Genomic DNA, 25,737 nt, shown 5'->3' with positions numbered 1-25,737 from the left:
CCTCTACGGAGACCAGTTGAGCAACTGGTGGCAGTGATGTTGATATGGAGGGGTCGATGGCGCTGCGGACCCCGCGGCGCCTTTTTCATGCCGGAACACGTGCCGCCCCGTCGGCGGTCCACGTGCCGTCCGGGACCGAGGGAAGTGAGGGGGCGGTACTCAGTGCTGAAGCGGATGTTCGTGGCGCCGGACCCGGGCCGGGTGCGGCTGCGCTTCGCCGGGCGGGCCGTGCTCGGCATCGGGTCGGCCGTCGCCCTCTGCGGCCTCGCCGGACACTCCCTGCCGGGCGCCGTCACCGGCGGTCTCGCCGCGCTGCTCGCCCTGTTCACCGTCACCGACGCCACCGTGCGCGGCCAGGCGGTCACCACCGCGCTGCTCCCCGTCGTCGGGCTGCCCGTGCTCGCCCTCGCCGCCGGGCTGCACGCCCAGCCGGTCGCCCGGGACCTGGCCTTCCTCGCCGTGGTCGGCGTCGGCGTCTACGCCCGCCGCTGGGGTCCGCGCGGCCACAGCCTCGGCGTGTTCGCGTTCATGACCTTCTTCATCGCCCAGTTCCTGCACGCCGTCCCCGGGCAACTGCCCGAGCTGTCCGCGGCCGTGCTGCTCTCCGTGGCCACCGCCGCCGCGGTCCGCTTCGGGCTGTGGTGCTACGAGCGCCGACTGCCGCCGCCCGCCGTGCCCGCCCCGCCGGCCGGCACCGGACTCGCCCGGATCACCACCCGCCAGGCCGTGCAGGCGACGGCCGGTGCGGGCTTCGCCCTGGTCGTCGGGCACCTGGTCTCCGGGCAGCGCTGGTACTGGGCGGTGGGCGCCACCTGGTGGATCTTCGTCAACACCACCTCGCGCGGCGAGACCCTGGTCCGCGGCTTCCGCCGGGTCCTCGGCACGGTCATCGGCATCGGCCTCGGACTGCTGGTCGCCGTCCCCGTGGACGGCGCCGCCGTGCCCTCGGCCGTGCTCGCCGCGGGCTGCGTCTTCGGCATCTTCTACTCGGCCGCCGTGTCCTACACCTGGATGATGCTCTGCGTCACCCTCCTCGCCGAGTTGCTCTACGGCCTGCTCGGCGTGCTCACCCCCGGCCTGCTCGCCCTGCGCCTCGCCGAGACGGCCGTCGGCGCGCTCGGCGCCGCGCTCGCGGTGCTGCTGTTGCTGCCGGTCACCACGCACGCCGTCACCGACGCCTGGATCCAGCGGGCCCTGCGCTGCGTGCACGCCTGCACCGCCGAGGCCGCCGCCCGCCTGGCCGGCACGGAGGGCGCCGACCCGGCGCCCCGGGTCGCCGAACTGGAGGCGCTGCTCGGCCGGGTCCGGCTCTCGGTCGCGCCCCTGGTGCACCCGCTCAACCCGATGCGGCACCGCAAGCGGCGGGCCCGCCGGGTGCTCGCCCTGCTCGACGAGTGCGCCCGGGAGATCCGCGGCCTGGTCGCGGTCGCCGCCGACCCGGAAGCCTCGCACGACGCCCGGCTGGCCGCCGCCTGCTGGCGCGTCGAGGCCGCGGTCGAGGCTCTCACCGGCGGCGGAGCCGTCCCCGAACGCGCCGAGCGCGAGCACGCCGCCGGACCCGCCCTCGCCCATCTGCACGGTCTGGAACGCGCCCTGGCGGAACTCGCCGCGCCGCTGCGCACCCGTACCCCGCTCGGTCTAGACCAGGGTTGACCGGCTGCTACCGTCACCCCGGACGGCACAGGGACGGAAGGGGTCAGCGGTGGCAGACGGCGACAGGCGGCGGGCGTTCATCGGGTCGTTCACGGCGGCCGGGGGTCCCGGCATCGTGACCGCGACGGTCGACCCGGACAGCGGCGCGCTGACCGCCCGCGGCAGCCTGAACTCCCTGCCCGACCCCTCCTATCTGGCCCTCTCGCCCGGCGGTGACATGCTGTACGCGGTCAGCGAGACCGCCGAGGGCACGGTGGCCGCCTACCGCGTGCACGGCGAGAAGCCCGAGCGGGCCGGGCCCCGGGTCCCCGTCGACGGCAGCGGCCCCACCCACCTCAGCCTCTTCCGGGGCCATGTCCTGACCGCCAACTACGGCTCCGGCAGCGTCACCGCCGTGCCGCTGCGGCCCGACGGCACCCTCGCCCGGTCCGCCTCCGCCGTCCTGCGGCACACCGGCTCCGGCCCGCACGTGCCCCGTCAGCAGGGCCCGCACGCCCACCAGGTGCAGCCCGACCCCAGCGGGCGCTGGGCGGTCAGCGTGGACCTCGGCACCGACTCGGTACGGGTGTGCGCTCTGGCCGACGGCGCCCTCACCGTGCACCGGGAGATCGCGCTGCGCCCCGGCTCGGGCCCCCGGCACCTGGCCTTCCACCCGGACGGCACCCGCGCCTACGTGGTCAACGAACTCGCGCCGACCGTCACCGTCTGCCGCTGGGACGCCCCGGACGGGGTGCTGCGGCCCCTCACCGAGATCCCGGTCCTGCCCGGCACCCCGTCCGGCGACGTCTTCCCGTCCGGCATCGTGGCCTCCGCCGACGGCCGGTTCGTGTGGACCGCGACCCGGGGCGCCGACCTGCTGACCGTCTTCGCCGTCGAGGGGGAGACCCTGCGGCCGGCCGGCACGGTGCCCTGCGGCGGCCACTGGCCCCGCGCCCTGACCGAGTCCGGCGGCCGGCTCTACGTGGCCAACGAGCGCTCCGGCAACGTCACCTGGTTCACCACGGACCCCGCCACCGGCACCCCCCGCCGGGCGGGCGTGCTCCGCGTCCCGGCCGCGTCCTGCGTGGTCTTCGACGAGGCCGGCGCCTGACGCGCCGCGGGGCCCGCTCCCGAGAAGGAGCGGGCCCCGCGGCCCCGGACCGGAGGTGCGCCGGTCAGCGCACCGGCGCGCTCTGCGCCTGCTGCGGCGCGATGCCCAGCGCCGTCGTGTACTTGGCCAGCGCCAGCTTGCCGATGGCCGGGTAGGGGCCGAGCGGCTCGGCGGTGGGGCAGTCGGCCTCCTTGGCCGCCTCCGCCAGCAGGCTCGCGTCGATCTCCGGGCCGATCAGGTACGGGGCGAGCGCCAGTTGCCGGGAGCCCGCGGTGCGGAGCTGCTCGGCCACGGAGGCGATCGAACCCTCCTGGTCCAGGGCGGCCGCCATCACCGGCACCGCCAGCCGCGCGGCGAGCAGCATGCCGGTGATCCCGGCCGCCTGCACCGCCTCCTCGCCGCCCACGGTGGCCAGGATGATGCCGTCCGCGGCGGTCGCCACGGTGAACAGCCTCGCCCGGTCGGCGCGGGCCAGGCCCGCCTCGGAGAGCCGCACGTGCAGCGCCTCGGCGAGCAGCGGGTGCGGGCCCAGCACGTCGGTCAGCTCGGCCGCGACCCGGCTGTCCATCACGGCCTGGCGGACCTGGCGCAGCAGCGCGCTGTCCGGGCCGGCCAGCAGCGGCACCACCACCGCGACCGGACCGTCGGGCTCCTTGGCGTCGGACCCGGCGGCGACGGCCTGCTCGTGCCGGGCGGTACGCTCCTCGGCGGCCTGCGCCAGCACCGACGGCAGCGACGTGAACGCCGCGTCGTCGCCGTCCACGTACCCGATCCGGGCGTCCAGGCCGGGCAGCTCGGAGCGGGCGATGCTCACGACCTCCTCGGCCAGGCCCCGGGTGGCGTCACTGGGCGTCCCGGGCACGGCGAGGACGAGCGCGGGCGCGCCCTCGGGAGCCACCAGGGGTTCGGGACGGCGGTGCCGTCCGGGCTGGCGGGGGCGCGGCATTCGTACGGGCAGGCCGGACGCGGGCCCAGTGGGGGAGCTCATGGCGCCGCATGTTACTGGCTTCCTGGGCTCCTCTGTTCGGGGAGGGGGGAGCTGAGCGGTATCCGTCCGGTTTTGTCTGATGAGTGATGTACGGATCGGACGACATGGGCACGATTCGCCGCGCCGGGGGACCGGAGTCAGCCACCCGGAAGGGTCGTCACCGACAGCATCCGCCCGTCCTCCGGAAGGGTGAGCGGGCCGGTCGCGAGCCGTTCCGCGATCCGCACCGCCCCGTCCAGCGGATCGCCCTCGGCCGCCACCCGCGGCGCGTCCGGCAGCCGCTCGGCCAGCTCCCGCGCCAGCGGTACGGCGAAGGCGTCGCCCAGCTTCAGCAGCCCCCCGGTGACGGTCACCGGGGTCCCGGCCGGGTGGACCGCGGCGGCCGCGTCGGCCACGTGCCGGGCGGCCTCGCCCAGGATGCCCGCGCTGACCGGGTCGCCGTCGGCGCAGGCGGCCACCTCGGGCGCGAACGAGGCGAGGACGGCGGCCCGGTCGGACCGCGGATACAGCGCGCCGGGCAGCCCGGTCACCGGCCCGAACCGCTCCCGGGCGCGGGCCAGCAGCTCCGCCGAGCCGCCCCGGCGGCCGTCGTGCGCGCGCAGCGCCGCCTCCAGACCGGCCCGCCCGATCCAGGCGCCGCCCCCGCAGTCGCCGAGGAGATGGCCCCAGCCGTCCGCCCGGCGCCACCGGGTCAGGTCGGTGCCGACCGCGATCAGCCCCGTGCCCGCGGCGACCACCGCGCCGGGCCGGACGCCGAGGGCCCCGGCGTAGGCGGTGACGGCGTCGGCGGCCAGCGCGACCCGCCGGGCCCCCAGGTCCCGGGCCAGGGCGCCGGGGAGGTCGGCGCGCAGCGCGTCCCCGAGGGTGGCCAGCCCGGCCGCCCCGACCGCCACCGCCGTGAACCGGCCGATCCCCGCCTGCGCCGCCAGCTCCCGCGCCAGCGGCACCAGTTGGGCCAGCAGGTGCCCGGCGTCGATGCCCCGCTGCCCGGTCCGCACCGGCTCCCGCGTCACCCGCCGCCCGGCCGGCCCGCGCCCCGGTATCCCCGCGGCGACCCGGAGGCCCGAGCCCCCGGAGTCCACGGCGAGGAACCCGTCGGCCCCGGCGGACGGGCCCGGCTCGGACCGGCGCTGGGGGTGGCTCACTGGACTCGGTCTCCCCGCTGTCGTCCCGCACGGCCCGGCCAGGGTAGCGCCGCCGGTCACGGTCTCCGGCTCGGGTGCCCGGCGGGGGCGCCCCGCCAGTAGAGTGACCGGCTGTGGCACCACGACCCCTTCACGAACTCGTCGAACCCGGCTGGGCGAAGGCCCTGGAACCCGTGGCCGGGCGCATCGCCGCCATGGGTGACTTCCTGCGCGCCGAACTCGCGGCGGGCCGCACCTATCTGCCGTCCGGGCCGAACGTCCTGCGCGCCTTCCAGCAGCCCTTCGAGGACGTACGGGTCCTGATCGTCGGTCAGGACCCCTACCCCACGCCCGGGATGGCGATCGGCCTGAGCTTCGCCGTGGCCCCCGAAGTGCGCCGGCTGCCCGGCAGCCTGATCAACATCTTCCAGGAGCTGCGCGGCGACCTCGGCCTGCCGCAGCCCTCCAACGGTGACCTCACCCCCTGGACGCGGCAAGGGGTGCTGCTGCTCAACAGGGCGCTGACGACCCGGCCCAACAGCCCCGGCTCGCACCGGGACAAGGGCTGGGAGGAGGTCACCGAGCAGGCGATCCGCGCGCTCGCCGAGCGGGGCACGCCGCTGGTGTCCATCCTGTGGGGCCGGGACGCCCGCAACCTCCGCCCGCACCTCGACCGCTACCCGGTGATCGAGTCCGCCCACCCCTCGCCGCGCTCCGCCGACCGGGGCTTCTTCGGCTCCCGCCCCTTCAGCCGCACCAACGACTTCCTCGTCCGCCAGGGCGCCGCGCCGGTGGACTGGCGCCTGCCGTAGGGGGCCGCCGGGAGACGCCGCGGCGGCCCGCCGCCTCATCCGACCACCGCGGCCCGGACGCACAGCACGTCCGGCAGGTGGGCGGCCAACTGCCGCCAACTGTCGCCGTCGTCCGCCGACGCGTACACCTCGCCGTTGCGATTGCCGAAGTACACGCCCGCGCGCTGCGCGTCGTCCGTGCACAGCGCGTCGCGCAGCACCGTGCCGTAGTGGTCGGCGCCGGGCAGGCCCGCCGTGAGCGGCTCCCAGCTCCTGCCCGCGTCCGCCGTGCGGAAGACACGGCAGCGCCGGTCGGCCGGGACCCGGTCCGAGTCGGCGTTGATCGGGAAGACGTACGCCGTGTCACCGCGGTGCGGATGGGCGGCGACCGCGAAGCCGAACGTGGACGGCAGGCCCTCGCCGATGTCCGTCCAGTGCGCCCCCGCGTCGTCGCTGCGGTACACCCCCCAGTGGTTCTGCAGGTACAGCCGGTCCGGGGTCGCCGCGTCCTGCGCGATCTTGTGCACGCACTGGCCGAACTCCGGGTCCGGGTCGGGCAGGAAGACCGCGGAGACCCCGGAGTTGGACGGCGCCCAGCTCGCGCCGCCGTCGGTGGTGCGGAACACCCCGGCGGTGGAGACGGCGACCGTCACGGCGGCCGGGTCGCGGGGGTCGGTGACGACGGTGTGCAGGCCCTCGCCGCCGCCGCCCGGCACCCACCGCGACCGGGTCGGGTGCTCCCACAGCGGCCGGACCAGCTCGAAGCTCTCCCCGCGGTCCACCGAGCGGTACAGCGCGGCCGGCTCGGTGCCCGCGTACACCACGTCGGGTTCGGCGGCGGCCGGGTGCAACTGCCAGACCCGCTCCAGGGAGGCACCGGTGTCCTGGGGGAACCTCACCGCGGGCGCCGCCGGCTCGGTCCAGGTGCGGCCCAGGTCGTCGGAGTGGAACACGGACGGTCCCCAGTGCGCGCTGTCGCCGCCGGCCAGCAGGCGCGGGGTGTCGCCCCGGGTGTCGACGGCCACCGAGTACACGGCCTGCGCGCTGAAACAGGGGGATTCGTCGAACTCCCAGGCGCCCCGTCGCCGGCGCCCGATGAACAGGCCCTTTCGGGTGCCCACGGCGAGCAGTACCTCGGTCATGCCGATCACCTCCGCGGCGTCCGCGTCGACGCCTTCGTCTAGGACACCGGCCAGTCTGCACCCCACCACTGACAACCACCCCCGCGACCGGCTCCGCCGCGGGTCGGCATCGTCCGGACCGGTCAGTGCGGAAGCGCCCGGCCGAGCACCGCGTCCAGGTCGGCGCCCTCGGGGAGGGTGCCGAAGGAGTGCCCCCAGTCGCCGCCCAGCCGGCTGGCGCAGAAGGCGTCGGCGACCGCGGGCGGGGCGTGCCGGACCAGCAGGGACGCCTGGAGGGTGAGGGCCATCAGCTCCACCAGCCGCCGCGCCCCGGCCGGACCGGCCCCGGCCAGCAGGTCCTCGAGCCGGGCCACGGCCGCGTCCAGGCGGGCGTCGGCGCCCCGGGCCAGGGCGAGCTCCCCGAACAGGGCGTCGGCCGTGTGCGGCTCCCGGCGCAGGGCCCGCAGCACGTCCAGCGCGTTGACGTTGCCCGAGCCCTCCCAGATCGACAGCAGGGGGGCCTCCCGGTAGTGCCGGGGCATGCCCGAATCCTCGACGTACCCGTTGCCGCCCAGGCACTCCAGGGCCTCCGCGGTGAACGCCGGGCCCCGCTTGGTCACCCAGTACTTGCCGACGGCCGTGGCGATCCGCCGGAACGCCGCCTCCCCGGCGTCCCCGCGCACCGCCCGGTCCGCCGCCCCGGCCAGCCGCAGCGTCAGCGCCGTCGCGGCCTCCGACTCCAGCGCCAGGTCGGCCAGCACGTTGCGCATCAGCGGCTGGTCCAGCAGCCGGGCCCCGAAGGCGTGGCGGTAGCGGGCGTGGTGACCGGCCTCCACCAGCGTCTTGCGCATCAGCGTCGCCGAGGACATCACGCAGTCCAGCCGGGTGCAGTTGACCATCTCGATGATCGTCTTGACGCCCTGTCCCTCCGGCCCGACCCGCCAGGCCACGGTCCCGTCGAACTCGGGTTCGGCGGACGCGTTGGACCGGTTGCCCAGCTTGTCCTTCAGCCGCTGGACGCGGAAGGTGTTGCGGGTGCCGTCCGGCAGCACCCGCGGCACCAGGAAGCAGGACAGCCCGCCGGGGGCCTGCGCCAGCACCAGGAACACGTCGCACATCGGCGCCGAGGTGAACCACTTGTGCCCGCGCAGCGTGAACACGCCGGGCTCGGCGGTCGGCGTGGCCGTGGTGGTGTTGGCGCGGACGTCGGAGCCGCCCTGCTTCTCGGTCATCCCCATCCCGGCCAGCAGGCCCCGCTTCTCGGCGGGCGCCCGCAGCTCCGGGTCGTAGACGCGGCTGGTGAGCAGCGGCTCGTAGACCTCGGCGAGGCGCGGCTCCCGGCGCAGCACGGGGACGGCCGCGTACGTCATCGACACCGGGCAGCCGTGGCCCGCCTCGGTGTGCCCCCAGACGAGCCCGCCCGCGGTCCGCGCCACATGGGCGCCGGGCCGGCCGTCCGCCCAGGCGGCGCCGGCCAGCCCCTCGCCGACCGCCACCCGCATCAGGTGGTGCCAGCTCGGGTGGTACTCGACCTCGTCGACCCGGTGGCCGTACCGGTCGTGGGTGCGCAGCACCGGCTCGTGCCGGTTGGCCAGCTCGCCCCACTCCTGCGCCTCCGCGCTGCCCGCCCGCCGGCCCAGCCGCCGCAGCTCCTCCTCCGCCCACCCGGCGCCCTCCCGGCGCAGCCCCTCCAGCAGGGCGGTGTCCTCGGAGGCGTCGTACGGGGCCAGGGGAGGGGGCTGGTTGGTGACCTCGTGGGTGGCGTGCCCCGCGGGCCGCACCGGTCCGGGCTCGTGCGCGAGTGTCGTCATACGGCGAGTGTTGCACCGCTTCTGCGACCGCAGCAATACTGCAACACACCCGGCCCCGTACAGTACGGCTCCATGTCGATCGACGAGCCCGCGCCGCCCGGGCCGCGCCCGCTGTCCGCGCGGTCGGTGGTGCTGAGCCTGCTGCTGGGCGCGCACCCGCCCGAACTGCCGGGGCGGGACCTGGTCCAACTGGTCGCGGAGTTCGGCATCGGCGCCTCCACCGCGCGGGCGGCGCTCAGCCGGATGGCGGCCGCCGGCGACCTGCGGCGCACGGAGACCGGTTACCGCCTCAGCGACCGGCTCCTGGAGCGCCAGCGGCGCCAGGACGAGGCGGTACGCCCCCGCACGCGCGCGTGGGACGGCGACTGGGAGATGGTCGTGATCACCGCGACGGGACGCGGCCCCGCCGCCCGCGCCGACCTGCGCGCCCGGCTCGCCGCCCTGCGCCTGGCCGAACTGCGCGAGGGCGTCTGGCTGCGCCCCGCCAACCTGTGCCGCCCGCTCCCCGGCGACCTCTGCGAGGTGGCCGAGTGCTGCACCGCGCGGCCCGGCCGCCCGGACCGCGAACTGGCCGCCGCCCTGTGGCCGCTGGAGACCTGGGCGGCCACCGCGCGGCGCCTGCTCGCCGAGGTCGGGCGGGCCCGCCGCCCGGCCGGCCGCCTGGCCGCCTACGCCGCCGCCGTCCGCCATCTGCTCGCCGACCCCGTGCTGCCCGAGGCGCTGCTGCCCGGCGACTGGCCGGGCCCGGCCCTGCGCGACGCCTACCGGGACTACCAGCGCGAGCAGGCGGGGCGGCTCGGCGGCCCCGGCGCCCGGCCGTGAACGCGGAAGCGGCCGCACGCGCGCGTGCGGCCGCTTCCGGGCGGGTCACTTGTAGGTGATGTCCGACGCCGAGTACTTGCAGTACGTGCCGTCCGGGCCGGAGCCGTTGCTGCTCGGCTCGTCGCCGTCGTCGTTGCCGATGTACTTCTGGCACGGGACGATCTTCTTGCTGGTGTCCCCGACGATCGTGATGCCCCGCAGGGTCGCGCTGTCGCCGTAGTTGGTGTTGATGCCGACGAGCCGGCTGCCCTTGTAGGTCGCCTCGATCGTGTTCAGGTTGATCGTCCGCTTGTACTGCGTGGAGCAGTTGCCGCAGGAGCGGACGAAGGTGCCGAAGTTCTGCACGGCGAAGTTGGACACGTTCAGCGTCCCGGCGCCGTTGAACTGGAACACCTTGTCGCTGGCCTCCTTCGCGCCGCCGCCGGAGACGGTGTAGACGTTCGAGGAGGAGGAGCCGCGGAAGGTCGCCGCGTCCTCGCCGACGTCCTCCCACCACACGTTCTGCAGGGTGCAACTGCCCTTGCAGTGGATGCCGTCGGCGGCGGGCGCGCCGATGATGACGTTCTTCAGCACCGCGCCCGGGGCCAGCTCCAGGATCGGTCCCTGGTCCTCGTCCTGGCCGCCGGAGCCCAGGTCGCCCGTGCCGTACAGGCGCTTCATCGCGTAGTCCTTGGTGCCGGACACCGAGATGGTGGAGGAGACGCCCTGGCTGCCGTTGGCGGTCGGCCAGGTGGCGGCGTGGGCCGAACCGGTCCCCGTTGCCATGACCATGCCAACCGAGAGGCCGAGCGTGGCCAGCGCGCCGGTCAGGGCGCGCCCGCGTGCGCGGGGTCGTGTCGCAGACGTCATGTGCTGCTTCCTTCGTGTCGGATGTGGGGGTGTCGCGCGAGCGCGCCCCGCCGCCGACCCCCGATGGGTCATGTACGTGAATGACGTACGCCATGTTGGCGAGCGGGTCACACTGCTGAACGGAACGTAGAGTGCAAGCGCTTTCTAGTCAACGCCTCGCGCAGTACGGATTCGGCCACTCCGGTGCCGGGCCGGTGCCCCTCCGGAGCCCGGCCGGTGCCACTCCGGTCCCGGACTGGTGCCTCTCCGGTGCCGGGCCGGTCCGCCGCTGCGGCCCGGCGTAGCCACCCGCACCGGAACTCCGGCCTGGTACTACGACTCTCCTCGTACAATGGGGTCCTCCCGGACCGACTGGAGCCGCCGTGACGCCCGCCATCGCCCCCAGCAGCCGAGCCCTGCCGCACCCGGCGCGCGAGGAGATCCGGCTGGAGAGCGTGCTGCACGCGCTCTCCGACCCCATGCGGCTGCGGATCGTGCGGGAGCTCGCCGGCGACGCCGACGAGCTGACCTGTTCGCAGTTCGACCTGCCGGTGACCAAGTCGACCACCACGCACCACTTCCGGGTGCTGCGGGAGAGCGGGGTGATCCGGCAGATCTACCGGGGCACCGCCAAGCTCAACGGGCTGCGCCGGGACGACCTAGACGACCTCTTCCCGGGGCTGCTCGACGCCCTGCTCGGCGCCGCCGCCCGGCAGTCCGCCCGGCTCGGCGAGGGCTGAGGCCGGGGCCGGGGCGGTGCGTCCCGGCAGGTGGTTGAAGAGCAGGTTGAGCAGGATCGCCGTGACGCAGCCCGCGCTGATGCCGCTGTGCATCACCGTCTGGAACCAGTCCGGGAACCGGTCGTAGACGGTCGGCACCCCGACCGGCAGCACGCCGACCGCCACCGACACGGCGACCACCGTCAGATTGTGGTTGTCCTTGAAGTCGACCCGGGCGAGGGTGCGCAGCCCGCTGGCGGCGACCGTCCCGAACATCACCAGGCCCGCCCCGCCCAGCACCGGCGCGGGCACCGCCGCCACCACCGCGCCCAGCTTGGGCAGCAGCCCGAGCAGCACCAGCAGGCCGCCCGCCGCCGCGACCACCCAGCGGCTGCGCACTCGGGTCATCCCGACCAGCCCCACGTTCTGCGCGTACGCCGTGTACGGGAAGGTGTTGAAGACGCCGCCGAGGACGGTGGAGAGCCCGTCGGCGCGCAGCCCGTCGGCGAGGGCGCGCGGCCCCACCGGGCGGTCGGTCAGCTCGCCGACCGCGATGAAGTCGCCGGTCGTCTCGGTCATGCAGACCAGCGCCACCACCAGCATCGACACGATCGCCGACGCCTCGAAGGCCGGCGCCCCGAAGTGGAACGGCGTGCTGATCCCGACCCAGTCGGCGTCCGCGACCGGGCCGAAGTCCGTGAGGCCCAGCGGCACCGCGACCGCCACCCCCACGACGATGCCGGTCAGCACCGCGATCCGGCCGAGGAACGGCGGCGCGAACCGCTGCACGCCGACCACGACCAGCAGCACGAACGCCGCCAGCCCCAGGTTCTCCGGCGCGCCGAAGCCGGCCGCGCCCGAGCCGCCCGCGGCCCAGTTGCCCGCCACCGGCAGCAGCGTCACCCCGATGATCAGGATCACCGTGCCGGTCACCAGCGGCGGGAAGAACCGCAGCAGCCTGCCGAAGACCGGTGCCAGCAGCATGATCGCGAGCCCGGCGACGATCACCGCCCCGTAGATCGCGGGCAGTCCGCCGCCGGTCGTCCCGATCATCACCATCGGCGACACGGCGGCGAACGTACAGCCCTGCATGATCGGCAGCCGGGCGCCGAACCGCCAGAGGCCCACGCACTGGACCAGCGTGGCGATGCCGCACACCAGCAGATCGGCGGTGATCAGATACGCCAGGTCCGCGGGCGGCAGCTTCATCGCCCCGCCGACGATCAGCGGGACGGCCACCGCGCCCGCGTACATGGCGAGCACGTGCTGGAGGCCGAAGGCCGCCAACCGCCGTACGGGCGGGACCTCGTCGACGGGATGCACGGGGGACGTCGGTGCCATGGGCGCTCCTGGGCTGCGCGGAAGGGACGGGTGCCGGCGGCGGAACCACCGGACAGCCAGGAACGTAGGCGCCTTGAACAGTTTGTTGATTTCCGCGGTGTTGCCACCAGGTGTCGGCCCGGCCGGACCGTTCGCCGCCTAACCGGACCCGGTGCGGGCGGCTTCCAACAGGGACGCCCAGTCGGGGAGTTTCACCACTTTCCGGCCGAGGGACGCGCCCAGGGCCGCCTCCGCCCGCTCGATGGCCCGCCAGCCCGGCCACTCGACCGGCTCGGCGCCCCCGGCGCGCAGCGCGGGCAGCGGATCGGGGGACCCGCCCGCGCGGGCCAGCGCGGGCGCGTCGGCCAGCAGGGACGCCACCGTCTCCTTCGCGCACGGCCGGTTGGTGCCGATGACGCCGGTCGGGCCGCGCTTGATCCAGCCCGCCACGTACACACCGGGCACGACCGCGCCGTCGCGCAGGACGCGCCCGGCCCGGTGCGGCACCGTGCCGGTCGCCGCGTCGAACGGCAGCCCCTCCAGCGGCACCCCGCGGTAGCCCACCGACCGCAGCACCATCTGGGCCTCGATCTCCTCGAACACCCCGGTCCCGGTGATCCCGCCGGGCCCGTCCGGCGCCGTCCGCTCGAAGCGCACGGCGCCCACCCGTCCGTCGCGGGCGAGCAGTTCCACCGGCCGCAGGAAGAACCGCAGCCGGATGCGGCGCGCGGCACCCGAGGCCGGCGCCCCCGCCCAGTCGCGCACCACCGCCACGTTGCGCCGCCGCACACCGGGCAGCGCGGCGGGGTCCCGGTAGGCCGGGTCGAGCGCCGCCTCCGCCGGGTCCACCAGCACGTCCGTGTCCGGCAGGGCACCCAGCTCGCGCAGCTCCTTGGTGGTGAACCGGGCCCCCGAGGGGCCGCGCCGGCCGACCAAGTGGATGTCGGCGATCCGCCCGGCGGCCAGCGCGGTCAGCGCCGCCTGCGGCATGTCCGTACCGGTCAGCTCCGCCCTGCCGCGGGCCAGCATCCGGGCCACGTCCACGGCGACATTGCCCACGCCGATGACCACCGCCGACCGCGCGTCCCGCACGTACCCGGCGTCGGCCGCGTCCGGGTGGGCGCTGTACCAGGAGACGAACTCGGTCGCCGACCAACTGCCCGGCAGGTCCTCGCCGGGGATGCCGAGCCGGCGGTCGGCGGCGGCGCCCACGCAGTACACCACCGCGTCGTACAGCTCCCGCAGCCCGGCGCAGGACACGCCCTGGGCGCCGACCGGGACGCCGCCGAGGAAGCGCACCCGCTCGTGCTCCAGGACCGTCCGCAGGGCGCCCTGGAGGGACTTGATCTTCTCGTGGTCCGGCGCCACCCCGTACCGCACCAGTCCGTACGGGCAGGGCAGCCGGTCCAGGACGTCGACGCACACCCCTGGATCCTGCTGGACGAGGCTCTGGGCGGTGTAGCACCCGCTGGGCCCGGAGCCGACGACGGCGACACGCAGCACGGCGGACCTCCTTCGCCTGCGGCTTCCAGCATCGCACCGGAGGCGGTCCGCTGACAGGGTGCCGGAGCGGGTGCCCGACGCGTGTCCGTTCGTATGGAGTGTGATCATGCGGTTACGTTCCGTGGGTGCCCGAAGCATCCCGCGCTCACCGTGCCCTCCGGCTCTCCGACCGCTGTCCCGAGGACGGCGAGACGTCCGTGCGGAACGTGTGGCACGTGCGGGAGGGCGCCGCCACCGTCTCCTGGTACGACGTCCGGCTGGTCTTCGCCGACGGCGCCCGGGTCGAGGCCCTCGCCGTGGTCACCGAGGCGTCCGTGCGCCTGGAGGACGTACGGGCCCGGCCGGCGCTCTCCCTCGACGACCTGACCGCGCTCGGCGACTGGCTCGAAGGGCCGCTCGCCACGGCCTGCGGACTCGGGGCCGCGGCCACGCCGGCCGCGCCGGGCGCCCGGCGGCACGCCCGCCCCGACCCGCCGCGCGGCGACGCGGAACAGCGACTGGTGGCGGACGAGTACCTCGCCGCCCGGGAGCGCGGCACCGATCCCGTCCTCGCGGTGATGCACGCGACCGGGCACGGCCGCCGGGGGGCCCTGCGGCTGATCGGGCGGGCCCGCGACGCGGGCCTGCTCAGCCCGCGCCGGGCCCGCCGCTGACCGACCCCGGGGCCGGTCAGGGGGCTGCCGGGGCGGTCAGAGCATGCCGCGCATCCGGGAGATCTCGCTCGTCTGCTGGGCCACCACGTCGTCGGCCATCTCCTCGATCCGGACGTTGTTGCCCTGCCCCTTGACCTCCGCGGCCATGGTCAGCGCGCCCTGGTGATGGGTGATCATCAGGGTCAGGAAGAGCTGGTCGAACGCCTTGCCGCGCGCCGCCCGCAACTTCGCCAACTGCGCCTCGGTCGCCATCCCGGGCATCGCGGCGTGGTCGTGCCCGCCCTGCCCGCCCGGCTCCGTCTCCTTCTTGCCGTACTCCTTCAACCAGCCCCGCATCGCGGTGATCTCGGGTCCCTGCGCGGCGGCGATCCGCTCCGCGAGCCGCTTGAGCTTGCCCGACTCGGCGCGTTCCGGGACGAGTTCGGTCATCTTCAGGGCCTGGGAGTGGTGCTGGATCATCATCCGCGCGTAGTCCACGTCCGCCGTATTGGGGGTGTCGTCGTCGGCGCGCCGCTTGTCGGCGTCCTGGGCGGACAGGGTGCGGTTGGCCTCGCCCGGCTTGCCCGGCGCGATCACCGAAGGGCCCGTGGGACCGGCCGGATCGGCCTTTCCCCCGGAGTCGCAGGCGCTCAGGCCGCACACGGCCAGGGCGGTCAGCGAGGCCGCGACGAGCGACGCGCGGGACGCGGGGCGGAAGAGCACGACGACCTCCTGTGGAAGGGGGAGCGGACGACACCTCGTGAGTGCCATGACCGTCCTAGCACGCTTCCGCGCCGCACTGATCAAAAAACTTCATTACAGCTCTGTTGCCCCCTGTTGGTATGAGCATGGCGAAGACGATACTGCGGAGGTCCGTGCACCGTTCCCCCGGGAACGGGAACCAGGGAGGAAACAGTGATCCTGTTGAACGACCCGAGAACGCGGCGCAGACGCCTGGGAGTCGCGGCGGCCGCCGCCGGCCTCCTGTCCGCGCTGCTCACCGCCGGACCGGCGGCCGCGATCCCCGACCCGGGGGACGGTCCCGCCGCGTCCGAGAAGGTCTCCGGGAGCGTGCGGGCCGAAGTGCGCGACGCGATCGCGGACGGTGAGATACCCGGCCAGGACGAGATCGTCCACTCCGCCAACATCGAGCACCTCGCCAACATCCCCAAGGACGTGCTGCCGGGCACCAACTCGGACCTGGCCTTCCAGGGCAAGTACGCCTTCGCCGGCAACTACGACGGCTTCCGCATCTTCGACATCAGCAACCCGAAGAAGCCCAAGACGGTCTCGCAGGTGCTCTGCCCCGGCTCGCAGAACGACATCTCCGTCTCCGGCGACCTGCTGTTCCTGTCGACCGACTCCTCGCGCAGCGACGACAGTTGCAACAGCACCACCCAGCCCGCGACCGAGAAGTCGTCCTGGGAGGGCATGAAGGTCTTCGACATCAGCGACAAGCGCAACCCCCGCTACGTCGCCGCCGTCGAGACCGCCTGCGGCTCGCACACCCACACGCTGGTCCCCGAGCGCCGCGACGTCTACATCTACGTCTCCTCGTACGCGCCGAACGCCGCCTACCCCGACTGCCAGCCGCCGCACGACGGCATCTCGGTCATCAAGGTGCCGCGCAACGCCCCCGAGAAGGCGGCCGTCGTGGGCTTCCCGGTGCTGTTCCCCGGTGAGGGCCCGGACGGCGGCGGCAACCCCGGCGCGCCCACCAACCCGGGTGTCACCAAGACCACCGGCTGCCACGACATCACCGTGCTGCCGTCCAAGGACCTCGCCGCGGGCGCCTGCATGGGCGACGGCATCCTGTTCTCCATCAAGGATCCCGAGCACCCGAAGGTCGTCGACCGGGTCCAGGACAACGTCAACTTCGCGTTCTGGCACTCCGCCACCTTCAACCAGAAGGCCGACAAGGTCGTCTTCACCGACGAGCTCGGCGGCGGCGGCGCGCCCACCTGCAACGCGGAGATCGGCCCGAACCGCGGTGCCGACGGCATCTACGACATCGTCGGCCGGGGCGAGAAGAGCAAGCTCGTCTTCCGCAACTACTTCAAGATCCCGCGCCACCAGGCCGAGACCGAGAACTGCGTCGCCCACAACGGCTCGCTGATCCCGGTCAAGGGCAAGGACCTCATGGTCCAGGCGTGGTACCAGGGCGGCGTCTCCGTCTGGGACTTCACCGACTCCTCCCGGCCGAAGGAGATCGCCTACTTCGAGCGCGGCCCGCTGAGCACCACCTCGCTGGTCACCGGCGGCTCCTGGTCGGCGTACTACTACAACGGCTACATCTACTCCAACGACATCGCCAAGGGCTTCGACGTGCTGAAGCTCTCCGACCGGCGCACGGACCCGGCCAAGCGGGTCCGCGTGGGCGAGCTGAACGTGCAGACCCAGCCGGACTACTTCGACTGACCCTCCGGTCCGGCCTCGAAGAACCGCGACAGATCCGTGTCGCCCGTCCCGCCGGACGCCGGCTCGTCCGGCGGGACGCCGCGCTCCCACTCCAGCCGGTAGCGCTTGAAGAGTTCGGCGCGCAGCACCGGCACGGGCATCGGCGCGCCGGGCACCAGTGCGGCGTAGACGGCGCCCATCAGCAGGGCCCGCAGCATCGGGTAGTCGCCGTCGACGTCCTGGGAGCCGTGCCGGGCGACGGTGTCGCGCAGCAGTTCGGCCAGCCGGCGCTGCTCGGGGCAGATCAGGAACCCCTCGGCCTGGAGCAGGCCCGCCATGTGCTGGCGCATCAGCACCGGCCGGTCCCGGGCCAGTCCGAGGATCGCGTCGATGGCCCGGGCCATCCGCTCGGCGCCGTCACCGGTGCGCGGCTCGCGCTCCAGCGCCTCCTCCAGCGTGCGGTGCATCAGCCGGTGCACGGCGGACTGCACGAGCTGGCGCTTGCTGGGGAAGTAGTACGACACCAGTCCCCGGGCCGATCCCGCGCGGTCGGCGATGTCCCCGAGGGTGGTCGCGTCGTAGCCGCGCTCGCCGACCAGTTCCACCGCGGCCTGCAGGAGCCGCTCCTTCGAACGCCTCCGCAGCTCTTCGTTGACCGAGGCGCTGCGCGGGGACATGCGGAAAACTCCTATGTTGACTGGCTGCCAGCCAACTATACTCGGCAGCGGACCGGGCCCGCCGTCCCACGGCGATCCCGGCGGCCGGCCGTCCCGGGCGAAACGGGGGATCGCCCGGGACGGCCGACATCGACTGACTGCGGCGGTGTACGGGGGCGCGTCCCGCCAATCCGTGCAAGGGTCTTGAGCGGACGCCACGGCGCCCCGCCGGCGTCAGGGTGCCGTCGCGCCCACCCGGCCCGCCCGCTGCGGCGACCACCGTCCGTACGCCAGTACCGCCACCGTCACCACCAGGGCGCCGAGCAGCCAGCCGCCGAGGACGTCCGTCGGCCAGTGCACGCCCAGCCAGACCCGGGTCAGGCCGACCCCGGCCACGGAGACCACCGCCACCGCCAGCGCCGCGCGCCGCAGGGCACGGGCGGCGCCGTGCCGGTGCAGCAGCCACACCAGCAGGCCGCACACGACCGTCGCCGTCATGGCGTGCCCCGAGGGAAAGGCCGCGTAGTGCGCGCTGTCCACCGGGTCGGGCCAGACCGGACGCGCCCGGTCCACCGCCGCCTTCAGCCCCTGCTGCACCACCGTGCCCAGCGCCACCGTGAGCCCCAGCCACACCGCCGTCCACCAGGCACCGCCCCGCAGCCCCAGCCACAGCACCGCCACCGCGCACAGCAGCCGCATCGTCAGCGGGTCCCAGACCCAGTCGGTCAGGACGCGGAACGTCTGGGTCAGGCCCCGCTCGTCCACCGCCCAGCGGTGCGTGGTGCGGGAGATGTCGCCGTCCACGGCGAGCAGCGGGCCCCACTCGGCGGCGACCAGCACGGTCAGCAGCGCCGAGCACAGGGCAAGGAGCCAGGCGGTGCCGAGCACGGCACGGGACCGCGGCGGACGGGGCGGGGAGTCGACGGACGAGGTCTCCATCCCGCGATACTCGCCGACCGGGGCGCCCGGAGGCCAATCCCGGCGCGTCACAGGGTCAGCAGCATGGCCAGCATCGCGATGCCCATGGACAGGCGGCAGGCCCGGGCCAGTTCCGGCCGGTCCCCCCAGCCCCGTACCGCGCCGCCGGGGTCGGCGACCGCGGCGACCGGCACCAGGCGGACCCCGGTCAGCAGCACGTACCCGGTGAAGTAGAGCAGCAGGGCGCCGGTGAGCGGGGGGCTGCCCGAGCCGCCGTGCGCATGGCCGGGGGAGCCGGCCATCACCAGCGACATGTAGACCATCGCCCCGGCGCCGACCAGGTGGTGCAGATGGCGGCGGCTGTCGCGAGCCGCCCACAGGGCGCGCAGACCGGTCGCGGCGAACAGCACGGCGTACGCGGGCCAGGCCCAGGCCGGCGGGCTGAACACCGCGGCCGGTACCGCCATCGCGGCCATCCCGAACCCCATGAGGGCCTCGCCGCCCGCGGCGCGGCGCTGCTCCGGGACCCCGCTGCGCATCCGCAGCAGGCAGTAGGCGCCGGTCGCGGCGCAGAGCGCGACCAGCAGCCAGGCCGACGAGTCCGGTCCGTGCACGCGCGCCTCCCGTGGACGGTGTCCGGCCCGGAGCCGGACGGGTCGGTCAGGGGATGCCCGGGCCACGCGGTGCGCATACGAGCGCAAGGGTGCACCTCGGGGTGCATGCGCCGGAGCACACGGCCGGACCCGGGGGCCGCTTCTCTGGTGTTTCACTAGTAAAACACCTGCTAAAATACAGGTATGCGCAGTGCGACCCCCACCCTCCGCGGCCGTCTTCCCCTGGTCGGCACGCTGCGGCTCCGCCGTCCCTCCGACATCTGGTTCAAGCCGGCGCTCAGTGTCGTCGCCTCGCTCGCCCCGCCCAACCTCACCCTGCTCGCGCTCGGCCGGCTCGACCTCGCGATGTACACGATGGCCGGGTCGATGTGCGCCCTCTACGCCCACAACCGCCCCTACGCCGCCCGGGCCCGCACCCTGGCGTGGGTGGTCCTCGGCATGGTCGGCGGCCTCGCCGTCGCCCTGACCGCCGCCTCCCTCACCGGCAGCGCCGTCGTCCTGGTGACCGTCGGCGCCCTGCTGGCCGCCGCGCAGAAGGTGCTCACCGACGCCACCCGGGTCGGCCCCCCGGGCAACGTCGTCCTCACCTTCATCACCTCCGCCGCCCTCTTCGTACCGCAGAGCATCGGCCAGGTCCCCGGCCACGTCGCCCTGGCCCTCGCGGCCGGCGCCTGGGCCTGGGCCGTCGGCATGGCACCCGGCCTGGTCCGCCCGCACGGCCCCGAGCGCCGCGCCACCGCCGCCGCCCTGGACGCCGCCGCCGCGTACGCCGGCACCGACCCCGCGGACGACGGCCACCCCGGCGCCCGCGCCGCCGGGTACGCCGCCGTGCAGGCCGCCTGGCAGGCCCTGTTCGCGCTGCCCGCGACCGGCGCCCGCGCCGCCACCCGGCACGCCCTGGAACACCTCCTGGTCCGCGCCGAGGTCGCCCTCGCCGCCCCCGCCGACACCGACCCGGCCCGCCTGCGCGCCTGGGCCCGGCAACTGCGCGGCACCGGCCGCGTCCCGCGGGTGGCCGGCACCCGGGCCGGCGCCGACGATCTCCTCGGCGTCCGGGCCGAGGCGCGTGTCCGCCCCGAGCCGCTGTGGCACCGCCTCGGCCCGCTCGCCCCCCTCGGCGCCCGCACCGCCGTCGGCTGCGCCCTCGCCGGATACGCCTCCCTCGCCCTCGGCGTCGGCCGTCCCTACTGGGCGCTGGTCACCGCCGCCTCCCTCTACCAGGCCAACCTGAGCCTCACCTGGAGCCGCGCCGTCCAGCGCGTCGTCGGCAACATCGCCGGGGTGCTGGTCTTCGCCGCCCTCGCCCCGCTCGCCCATCTGCACCAGGCGTTCCTCGTCCTGATCTGCCTGGTCTGCGCCTTCGGCGCCGAGGCCCTGATCAGCCGCAACTACTGGCTCGGCAGCGTCTGCGTGACCCCGATGGCGCTGCTCATCAGCGAGTTCACCCGCTACCAGGACCCCGGCGAGCTGATGACCGAGCGCGTGGCCGACACCCTCGTCGGCGCCCTGGTCGGCTTCCTGGCCGCGGTGGCCGTCACCAACCGCCGCGCCGGCTCCCGCGTCGAACGGGCCGTCGCCGCCGCCGACCGGGCCCGCGAGCACGCCGCCCGGCTGCTGGCCGCCCCCGCGCCCGACCCCGCCGCCCTGGACGCCGCCCGGCGCGAACTGGCCGCCGCCCTGGTCGACCTGCGCGCCACCGCCGACGCCGCGGCCGGCGAGTGGTGGCAGCGTTCCCTGCCCCAGGAGAGGGTCGTGCTCGCCGAGCGGGACGGACACCGTACGCTCGCCGCTACGGTGCGCGGTCGCACGGCCCGCGCCGACCAGGACACGGGCTCGACAACGGAGGACGTACGGCCATGACGGCAACCGACCGGCGCGCGGTACCCGGGAACGACCCCGCGGGCACGGCCAAGAACGACACCGTCGCCGGGGTGGTCCGCCAGTGGCGGGCCGTCCACCCCGACCTGGACACCGGGCCCATGGAGATCATCGGCCGCATCAACCGCTGCGCCGCCCTGCTCCAGCAGGCCGAGGACGCGCCGCTGCGCCGGGCGGGCCTGAGCCGGGCCGAGTTCGACCTGCTCGGCGCGCTGCGCCGCACCGGGCACGAGCTGACCCCCGGCGAGCTGGCCCGGGAGACCTTCTCCTCCGGCGCCGCCGTCACCAAGCGCCTCAAGCAGCTCACCGAACGCGGCCTGGTCGAGCGCCGCGGCGACACCCGCGACCGCCGCGTCGCGCACGTCCGCCTCACCGACGCCGGACGCGACCTGGTCGACGGCATCCTGCCCGAACAGCTCGCCTACGAGACCGCCGCCCTCTCCGGCCTGGACACCCCCGACCGGGGACACCTGGCCGCGCTCCTCGGCGACCTCCTCGTCCAACTGGAGGGCCGCCTGGTCGCCCCGCGCGGCTGACGGCGGGAAACCGGTGGTGCCCGGCGGCCGGACCGACGTACCCTCGGCCCCGTACCGCACCGCGTGGCGGCCTCCCGAACCGGCCTAGCCTGCCCGGAGGTCCCCATGCCCGCGCCCACGGTCCGCCCGTTCCGCCGCGACGACCGCGATCAGCTCACCGATCTCGTCAACCGGCACATCGCCGCCGTCGTCCCCGGCGTCTCCGTCTCGGTGAACACCGTCCTCGGCGAACTGGAGCGGCAGCCCGACGAGTTCCTCACCGACCCCTGGGTGAGCGAGCGCCTCACCCTCGTCGCCGAACAGCGCCGGCACGTCCTCGCCGCCGCCCATCTGCTGCGCTACCGCGACGACCCCGACGTCGGCCCGCACTACCGGGACGCCGGTGCGGTCGACTGGTTCGTGTGCCACCCGCCGGCCTCCTTCCGGCCGGACGCCGAGCGGGCCGCCGATCTGCTGGCCCACGCCTGCCTGGCCCAGCTCGCCCGCTGGAACGTCCGCGTCCGGTACGCCGACGGGGCACTGCCCGCGCCGGTCGTCCACGGACTGCCCCGCGCCTGGCCGCACGTCCGCGCCGCCTGGGAACGCGCCGGTTTCCGGCACGTCGGGGACACCCAGGTGATCCTCCTGGCCCGGGTGGGCGACCTGCCCGCCGACCCGGCCGGCGCGGGGGTCACCGTCGAGCGCACGGTGGGGGAGTGCGGCACCCGCCTCACCGCGTACGCCGAGCGCCGCGCCCTGGGCTTCATCGAGGTCGACACCGGCCTGGCCCGGCCCGAGCGGCACGTCCGCGCCGCCGGTCTCGCCGACATCGGCAACCTGCACGTCGAACCCGGGGAGCGGGGCACCGGACTGGAGCGGCGGCTGCTCGCCCGCGCCGCCGAGTGGCTGGAGCTGTGCGGCGTGGACCGGCTCGCCGCCTACGAGGCGGAGACCGACCGGGCGGCGATCGCGGAGCTGACCGGCGCCGGGTTCACCGAGCTGACCCGCACCGACCGGGGCTGGGAGCACCGCCCGGGACGAGGTCAGATGCCGGGCCGGTAGCGCAGCGGATGGTCCGCCGGGATCTCCACCAGGACGATCGGCGTGCCGTCCGGGTCCTCGATCCACATCTCCACCAGGCCCCACGGCTCCTTGACCGGCGGCCGGACGATCTCCACGCCGCGGCCGCGCAGTTCGGCCTCGGCCGCCGCCGCGTCCGCCACCTGGAGCCAGAGCCGGGGCCCCGGGCCCGGCGGGGCCTCGGCCCGGCCGGAGACCTCCAGGAAGCCGCCGCCGAGGAAGTAGACGGTGCCGCGCTCCGGTCCGGTGCCGAACTCGCGGTGGACGGCGAGGCCGAGCTGTTCGCCGTAGAAGGCGCGGGAGCGGTCGGGGTCCGTGGGGCGGAGCAGGATACGGCTGCTGAGTACATGAACCATGCGAACGGAGCCTAACGGCAGCGCTACTCTCGACGGTGCCGCCGCAGAGACCAGAGAGACCGGAGAGACCGCACCATGGACACCGCCGTGACCGACCCGACCGACCTGACCTTCCGGGACGCCACCGAAGCGGACGTCGACGCGCTCGTCGCGCTGATCGAGTCGGCGTACCGGGGCGAGGCCAGCCGGGCCGGGTGGACCACGGAGGCGGACATCCTGGCGGGACAGCGCACCGACCCCGAGGGCGTGCGGGAGGTCGTCGAGGGACCGGACGGCACGCTGCTCGCCGTGGAGCGGGACGGCCGGATCGTCGCCTGCTGCCAGGTGGAACACCGGGGCGACCACGCCTACTTCGGGATGTTCGCGGTCAGCCCGGCCCTGCAGGGCGCCGGTCTCGGCCGGGCGGTCCTCGCGGAGGCGGAGCGGCGGGCCCGCGCCGAGTGGGGCGCCGGCGAGATGCGGATGACCGTGATCACCGCGCGCGAGGACCTCATCGCCTGGTACGAGCGCCGCGGCTACCGCCGTACCGGCGAGACGAGCCCCTTCCCGTACGGCGACGAGCGGTTCGGCATCCCGCTCCGCGACGACCTGCGGTTCGAGCTGCTGGTCAAGCCGCTCGGCTGACCCTCACGCGGTGAAGCGGCCGGTCCGCTTGATCTCGGGGTAGTCGGTGGTCGCCCCGTCCAGCCCCAGGGCCCGCACCAGCCGCAGGTGGTCCTGGGTGTTGACCACCCAGCCGATGATCCGCAGGTCGGCCTTCCGGGCCCGCTCGACGATCTCCAGGGTGAGCCGGCGGATGTTCAGACAGAGCGTCGCGGCACCGACGTGGACCGCGCGGTCCACCACGTCCGTTCCGTAGCGGCTGGCGATCAGGGCGGTGCGTACCCCCGGCACCAGGCGGGCGATCTCGGCGACCGCCTCGTCGTGGAACGAGGAGACCTCCACCCGCCCGGTCAGGTCCCGCGCGGTCATCACCTCGGCCAGCACGCGGGCCGCCGCCACGTCCTTGATCTCCGCCTGCAACGGCAGCGACACCGCGTCGAGCACCTCCTCGAAGACCGGTACGCGCTCCTCGCGCCCCGCGTCCAGCGCCCGCAGTTCGGCGAGGGTCCGCTCGGCGATCGGACCGGTGCCGTCGGTGGTGCGGTCCACGTACTCGTCGTGCATGACGACCAGGGCGCCGTCCCTGCTCAGATGCAGATCGAGTTCGATCATGTCGAGGCCGGCCCGCTCGGCGGCGGTGAAGGAACGCAGGGTGTTCTCCGGCTCGACACCCATGACGCCCCGGTGTCCGATGGTCAGGAAGTTCACGACGCGACTCGCTTCCGTGGACGGCGGCGGTGGCAGGGCCGCAGCCTAACCGTCCGTCGACAAGACGTACCCGTCCCGCATGACCCACAGGAAAAAGTGCGGTGAACCAGGGGGTGCGGCAGGATAATTTCCCGAGTCTCCCCTTGCTGGGGGAAAGCCTGTACCCATACGGTGTCCTTACGCGAGGTTCTCCCGTGGAGGATGGAACATGACGGAAATTCTTGTGCAGGTGGGTCCGGAGGTACAGGTTCCTCCGGTGAGCAGGGTGGTGGAGCACCCGGCGTGGCCCGTGCTCAAGGATGCCGTGGAGCGCATCCGGCCCTGGCAGTCCAAGGACGGCTCGATCGACTTCACCGCCGAGGGCGCCCCGGACCGTGCCACCGCCGAGGAGACCGTACGCCGGGTCGCCGGCGCCGTACGCGAGCTGTCGCCGCTGCTGCCCCACGACCGCGCCTACCACGAGGCCCTCGTGACGGACCTGGGCCGGTGGGCCGAGGGCGGCTTCCAGGTGCCCGACTTCCTGGACTCGCTGCTGGCCTTCCAGCCGGCCGCGGACCGCCGCGACGGCCTCCAGCACCTGGTCGTCTTCCCGATGTACACGCAGAACGGCAACCCCGACCGCAACCTCGAAGCGGTCGTGCTGCGCATGGTCTGGCCGGACTGGCTGGCCGAACTGGAGCGCACCCGCTACGACAACCCGCTGTTCTGCGGCATCACCTTCGAGGACTTCACCTCCGGGTACGACACCAACTCCGCCGTCCTCTTCCCGGAGACCATCGCCGTGCGCGAGGCCCCCGAGCGGTTCTCCTGGGGCGGCATCTTCTGCGACCGCGAGGCCGCCCGGTTCCGCCGCGTCACCGCCGCCGCCGTCGACCTCCTCGGCCTGGAGCTGCCCGCGGACGTCGCCGCGCTGGTGCACGACCAGAAGCGCTGCGAGGAGGCGTTCGTCCTGTGGGACATGATCCACGACCGCACCCACAGCCACGGCGACCTGCCTTTCGACCCCTTCATGATCAAGCAGCGCCAGCCGTTCTGGATGTACGGCCTGGAGGAGCTGCGCTGCGACCTCACCGCCTTCAAGGAGGCCGTGAAGCTCGCCGGCGAGGGCGTCCCGCAGGCGCGTGACGTGCAGGTCGCGGTCCTGTTCGACCGCATGTTCCGGTTCCCCGTCACCGGCGCCCGGGTCCGCAACTACGACGGGCTCGGCGGCCAGCTCCTCTTCGCCTACCTGCACAAGCACGACGTCGTCCGCTGGACCGACAACAAGCTCTCCATCGACTGGGAGCGCGCCCCCGAGGTCACCAACCGCCTGTGCGCTCAGATCGAGCGCCTCTACCGGGACGGCATCGACCGCCCCAAGCTGGTCCACTGGTTCGCCGGGTACGAGCTGGTCTCCACCTACCTCGCCCCGCACCCGGGCTCCACCTGGGCCAAGGGCCCCGACGCCCTGGACCTGACCCAGCCGCCGCGCAAACTCGTCGACGACGTGCTCCCGGACGAGTTTCCGCTGAGCATGTTCTACGAGGCGCTGGCCAAGAAGCTCAAGAACGTCATCGCCTCGACCCGGGGCATCACGGCGGACGGCGCCGAGCGGGCCGCCGCGTGAGCGA

25 protein-coding genes are annotated in these 25,737 nt (G+C 74.6%); 12 read left to right on the top strand and 13 right to left on the bottom strand.

The window, feature by feature from the left end:
* Positions 1 to 162 precede the first annotated feature (162 nt).
* Together IE316_RS33105 and IE316_RS33100 are read left to right on the top strand one after the other, a co-directional pair.
* Positions 163 to 1,653, top strand: coding sequence for an FUSC family protein (locus tag IE316_RS33105; protein ID WP_190208256.1), 1,491 nt, complete (start codon positions 163 to 165; stop codon positions 1,651 to 1,653).
* A 49-nt stretch (positions 1,654 to 1,702) separates the two neighbouring features.
* On the top strand, positions 1,703 to 2,743 hold the full coding sequence (locus IE316_RS33100) for a lactonase family protein (RefSeq protein ID WP_190208255.1): 1,041 nt from the start codon (positions 1,703 to 1,705) through the stop codon (positions 2,741 to 2,743).
* Between the two features lie 64 nt (positions 2,744 to 2,807).
* On the opposite strand, the gene IE316_RS33095 is transcribed toward IE316_RS33100, so the two are convergent.
* Together IE316_RS33095 and IE316_RS33090 are read right to left on the bottom strand one after the other, a co-directional pair.
* A complete protein-coding gene (locus IE316_RS33095; protein WP_190208254.1) occupies positions 2,808 to 3,731 on the bottom strand; it encodes a sirohydrochlorin chelatase in 924 nt (307 codons plus the stop codon).
* A 137-nt stretch (positions 3,732 to 3,868) separates the two neighbouring features.
* Entirely contained in the window at positions 3,869 to 4,876 is a 1,008-nt protein-coding gene (locus IE316_RS33090) for an N-acetylglucosamine kinase (protein WP_190208253.1), read from the bottom strand.
* A gap of 113 nt (positions 4,877 to 4,989) precedes the next feature.
* Between IE316_RS33090 and IE316_RS33085 the strand changes: the two genes are divergently transcribed.
* Positions 4,990 to 5,667: a uracil-DNA glycosylase gene (locus IE316_RS33085; protein ID WP_190208252.1), complete on the top strand. Its 678-nt coding sequence runs from the start codon at positions 4,990 to 4,992 to the stop codon at positions 5,665 to 5,667.
* 35 nt (positions 5,668 to 5,702) lie between these two features.
* Here the strand turns inward: IE316_RS33085 and IE316_RS33080 are convergent, their stop codons facing one another.
* Together IE316_RS33080 and IE316_RS33075 are read right to left on the bottom strand one after the other, a co-directional pair.
* The gene (locus IE316_RS33080) at positions 5,703 to 6,857 is read right to left on the bottom strand and encodes a WD40/YVTN/BNR-like repeat-containing protein (protein ID WP_190208251.1); all 1,155 of its coding nucleotides are present in this window, start codon (positions 6,855 to 6,857) and stop codon (positions 5,703 to 5,705) included.
* Positions 6,858 to 6,910: 53 nt separating this feature from the next.
* Positions 6,911 to 8,578 carry an acyl-CoA dehydrogenase family protein gene (locus IE316_RS33075; protein WP_190208250.1) on the bottom strand — a complete coding sequence of 556 codons (1,668 nt, stop codon included), beginning with the start codon at positions 8,576 to 8,578 and terminating at the stop codon, positions 6,911 to 6,913.
* Between the two features lie 72 nt (positions 8,579 to 8,650).
* Between IE316_RS33075 and IE316_RS33070 the strand changes: the two genes are divergently transcribed.
* Entirely contained in the window at positions 8,651 to 9,400 is a 750-nt protein-coding gene (locus IE316_RS33070) for a PaaX family transcriptional regulator C-terminal domain-containing protein (protein ID WP_190208249.1), read from the top strand.
* Between the two features lie 45 nt (positions 9,401 to 9,445).
* On the opposite strand, the gene IE316_RS33065 is transcribed toward IE316_RS33070, so the two are convergent.
* Positions 9,446 to 10,249, bottom strand: a complete 804-nt coding sequence (locus tag IE316_RS33065; RefSeq protein ID WP_190208248.1) for a pectate lyase — start codon at positions 10,247 to 10,249, stop codon at positions 9,446 to 9,448.
* A gap of 362 nt (positions 10,250 to 10,611) precedes the next feature.
* On the opposite strand from IE316_RS33065, the gene IE316_RS33060 reads away from it, so the two are divergent.
* Positions 10,612 to 10,968, top strand: coding sequence for an ArsR/SmtB family transcription factor (locus IE316_RS33060; RefSeq protein ID WP_190208247.1), 357 nt, complete (start codon positions 10,612 to 10,614; stop codon positions 10,966 to 10,968).
* On the opposite strand, the gene IE316_RS33055 is transcribed toward IE316_RS33060, so the two are convergent.
* Together IE316_RS33055 and IE316_RS33050 are read right to left on the bottom strand one after the other, a co-directional pair.
* Positions 10,888 to 12,288 carry a nucleobase:cation symporter-2 family protein gene (locus tag IE316_RS33055; protein ID WP_190208246.1) on the bottom strand — a complete coding sequence of 467 codons (1,401 nt, stop codon included), beginning with the start codon at positions 12,286 to 12,288 and terminating at the stop codon, positions 10,888 to 10,890. The two genes, IE316_RS33060 and IE316_RS33055, sit on opposite strands and share 81 nt — an antisense overlap.
* Positions 12,289 to 12,426: 138 nt before the next feature.
* Positions 12,427 to 13,770 carry an FAD-dependent oxidoreductase gene (locus IE316_RS33050; RefSeq protein WP_190208245.1) on the bottom strand — a complete coding sequence of 448 codons (1,344 nt, stop codon included), beginning with the start codon at positions 13,768 to 13,770 and terminating at the stop codon, positions 12,427 to 12,429.
* A 197-nt stretch (positions 13,771 to 13,967) separates the two neighbouring features.
* Between IE316_RS33050 and IE316_RS33045 the strand changes: the two genes are divergently transcribed.
* Positions 13,968 to 14,423 carry a DUF6214 family protein gene (locus IE316_RS33045; protein WP_190208300.1) on the top strand — a complete coding sequence of 152 codons (456 nt, stop codon included), beginning with the start codon at positions 13,968 to 13,970 and terminating at the stop codon, positions 14,421 to 14,423.
* A 36-nt stretch (positions 14,424 to 14,459) separates the two neighbouring features.
* Here the strand turns inward: IE316_RS33045 and IE316_RS33040 are convergent, their stop codons facing one another.
* A complete protein-coding gene (locus IE316_RS33040) occupies positions 14,460 to 15,125 on the bottom strand; it encodes a DUF305 domain-containing protein (RefSeq protein WP_229910655.1) in 666 nt (221 codons plus the stop codon).
* Positions 15,126 to 15,317: 192 nt separating this feature from the next.
* Here IE316_RS33040 and IE316_RS33035 point away from each other — a divergent pair, with 192 nt between their 5' ends.
* A complete protein-coding gene (locus tag IE316_RS33035) occupies positions 15,318 to 16,820 on the top strand; it encodes an LVIVD repeat-containing protein (protein WP_190208243.1) in 1,503 nt (500 codons plus the stop codon).
* Here IE316_RS33035 and IE316_RS33030 read toward each other — a convergent pair.
* The 3 genes from IE316_RS33030 to IE316_RS33020 form a co-directional block, all read right to left on the bottom strand.
* Positions 16,808 to 17,476 (bottom strand): TetR/AcrR family transcriptional regulator, encoded by a 669-nt coding sequence (locus IE316_RS33030; RefSeq protein WP_190208242.1) that lies wholly within the window; start codon positions 17,474 to 17,476, stop codon positions 16,808 to 16,810. The genes IE316_RS33035 and IE316_RS33030 overlap by 13 nt on opposite strands.
* Positions 17,477 to 17,689: 213 nt before the next feature.
* Positions 17,690 to 18,394: a phosphatase PAP2 family protein gene (locus IE316_RS33025; protein WP_190208241.1), complete on the bottom strand. Its 705-nt coding sequence runs from the start codon at positions 18,392 to 18,394 to the stop codon at positions 17,690 to 17,692.
* A 47-nt stretch (positions 18,395 to 18,441) separates the two neighbouring features.
* Entirely contained in the window at positions 18,442 to 18,987 is a 546-nt protein-coding gene (locus IE316_RS33020) for a DUF5134 domain-containing protein (RefSeq protein WP_190208240.1), read from the bottom strand.
* A gap of 183 nt (positions 18,988 to 19,170) precedes the next feature.
* Here IE316_RS33020 and IE316_RS33015 point away from each other — a divergent pair, with 183 nt between their 5' ends.
* The 3 genes from IE316_RS33015 to IE316_RS33005 all read left to right on the top strand — a co-directional run bounded on the left by IE316_RS33015 (position 19,171) and on the right by IE316_RS33005 (position 22,442).
* Positions 19,171 to 20,847, top strand: coding sequence for an FUSC family protein (locus IE316_RS33015; protein ID WP_190208239.1), 1,677 nt, complete (start codon positions 19,171 to 19,173; stop codon positions 20,845 to 20,847).
* The gene (locus IE316_RS33010; protein ID WP_190208238.1) at positions 20,844 to 21,401 is read left to right on the top strand and encodes a MarR family winged helix-turn-helix transcriptional regulator; all 558 of its coding nucleotides are present in this window, start codon (positions 20,844 to 20,846) and stop codon (positions 21,399 to 21,401) included. Before IE316_RS33015 ends, IE316_RS33010 begins: the two co-directional genes overlap by 4 nt.
* 105 nt (positions 21,402 to 21,506) lie before the next feature.
* Entirely contained in the window at positions 21,507 to 22,442 is a 936-nt protein-coding gene (locus IE316_RS33005) for an N-acetyltransferase (RefSeq protein WP_190208237.1), read from the top strand.
* Here IE316_RS33005 and IE316_RS33000 read toward each other — a convergent pair.
* Complete coding sequence (locus IE316_RS33000) at positions 22,424 to 22,816, bottom strand: VOC family protein (RefSeq protein WP_190208236.1); 393 nt, start codon at positions 22,814 to 22,816, stop codon at positions 22,424 to 22,426. The two genes, IE316_RS33005 and IE316_RS33000, sit on opposite strands and share 19 nt — an antisense overlap.
* A 75-nt stretch (positions 22,817 to 22,891) precedes the next feature.
* Between IE316_RS33000 and IE316_RS32995 the strand changes: the two genes are divergently transcribed.
* Entirely contained in the window at positions 22,892 to 23,440 is a 549-nt protein-coding gene (locus tag IE316_RS32995) for a GNAT family N-acetyltransferase (protein ID WP_190208235.1), read from the top strand.
* Positions 23,441 to 23,443: 3 nt separating this feature from the next.
* On the opposite strand, the gene IE316_RS32990 is transcribed toward IE316_RS32995, so the two are convergent.
* Positions 23,444 to 24,127: a glycerophosphodiester phosphodiesterase gene (locus IE316_RS32990; RefSeq protein ID WP_190208234.1), complete on the bottom strand. Its 684-nt coding sequence runs from the start codon at positions 24,125 to 24,127 to the stop codon at positions 23,444 to 23,446.
* 208 nt (positions 24,128 to 24,335) lie between these two features.
* On the opposite strand from IE316_RS32990, the gene IE316_RS32985 reads away from it, so the two are divergent.
* On the top strand, positions 24,336 to 25,733 hold the full coding sequence (locus IE316_RS32985) for a DUF6421 family protein (RefSeq protein WP_190208233.1): 1,398 nt from the start codon (positions 24,336 to 24,338) through the stop codon (positions 25,731 to 25,733).
* Positions 25,734 to 25,737: the final 4 nt, after the last annotated feature.

The sequence above is a fragment of the Streptomyces fumanus genome (assembly GCF_014655295.1).
In the GTDB taxonomy this organism is placed as follows: domain Bacteria; phylum Actinomycetota; class Actinomycetes; order Streptomycetales; family Streptomycetaceae; genus Streptomyces; species Streptomyces fumanus.
This window is presented reverse-complemented; position numbering and strand designations above follow the sequence as displayed.

Coding starts and splice junctions, on each gene's coding strand:
- IE316_RS33075 (WP_190208250.1), bottom strand. CDS start 8,578: ATGACGACACTCGCGCACGAGCCCGGACCGGTGCGGCCCGCGGGGCAC.
- IE316_RS33030 (WP_190208242.1), bottom strand. CDS start 17,476: ATGTCCCCGCGCAGCGCCTCGGTCAACGAAGAGCTGCGGAGGCGTTCG.
- IE316_RS33025 (WP_190208241.1), bottom strand. CDS start 18,394: ATGGAGACCTCGTCCGTCGACTCCCCGCCCCGTCCGCCGCGGTCCCGT.
- IE316_RS33055 (WP_190208246.1), bottom strand. CDS start 12,288: ATGGCACCGACGTCCCCCGTGCATCCCGTCGACGAGGTCCCGCCCGTA.
- IE316_RS33000 (WP_190208236.1), bottom strand. CDS start 22,816: ATGGTTCATGTACTCAGCAGCCGTATCCTGCTCCGCCCCACGGACCCC.
- IE316_RS33095 (WP_190208254.1), bottom strand. CDS start 3,731: ATGAGCTCCCCCACTGGGCCCGCGTCCGGCCTGCCCGTACGAATGCCG.
- IE316_RS33010 (WP_190208238.1), top strand. CDS start 20,844: ATGACGGCAACCGACCGGCGCGCGGTACCCGGGAACGACCCCGCGGGC.
- IE316_RS32985 (WP_190208233.1), top strand. CDS start 24,336: ATGACGGAAATTCTTGTGCAGGTGGGTCCGGAGGTACAGGTTCCTCCG.
- IE316_RS33065 (WP_190208248.1), bottom strand. CDS start 10,249: ATGACGTCTGCGACACGACCCCGCGCACGCGGGCGCGCCCTGACCGGC.
- IE316_RS33015 (WP_190208239.1), top strand. CDS start 19,171: ATGCGCAGTGCGACCCCCACCCTCCGCGGCCGTCTTCCCCTGGTCGGC.
- IE316_RS32995 (WP_190208235.1), top strand. CDS start 22,892: ATGGACACCGCCGTGACCGACCCGACCGACCTGACCTTCCGGGACGCC.
- IE316_RS33005 (WP_190208237.1), top strand. CDS start 21,507: ATGCCCGCGCCCACGGTCCGCCCGTTCCGCCGCGACGACCGCGATCAG.
- IE316_RS33070 (WP_190208249.1), top strand. CDS start 8,651: ATGTCGATCGACGAGCCCGCGCCGCCCGGGCCGCGCCCGCTGTCCGCG.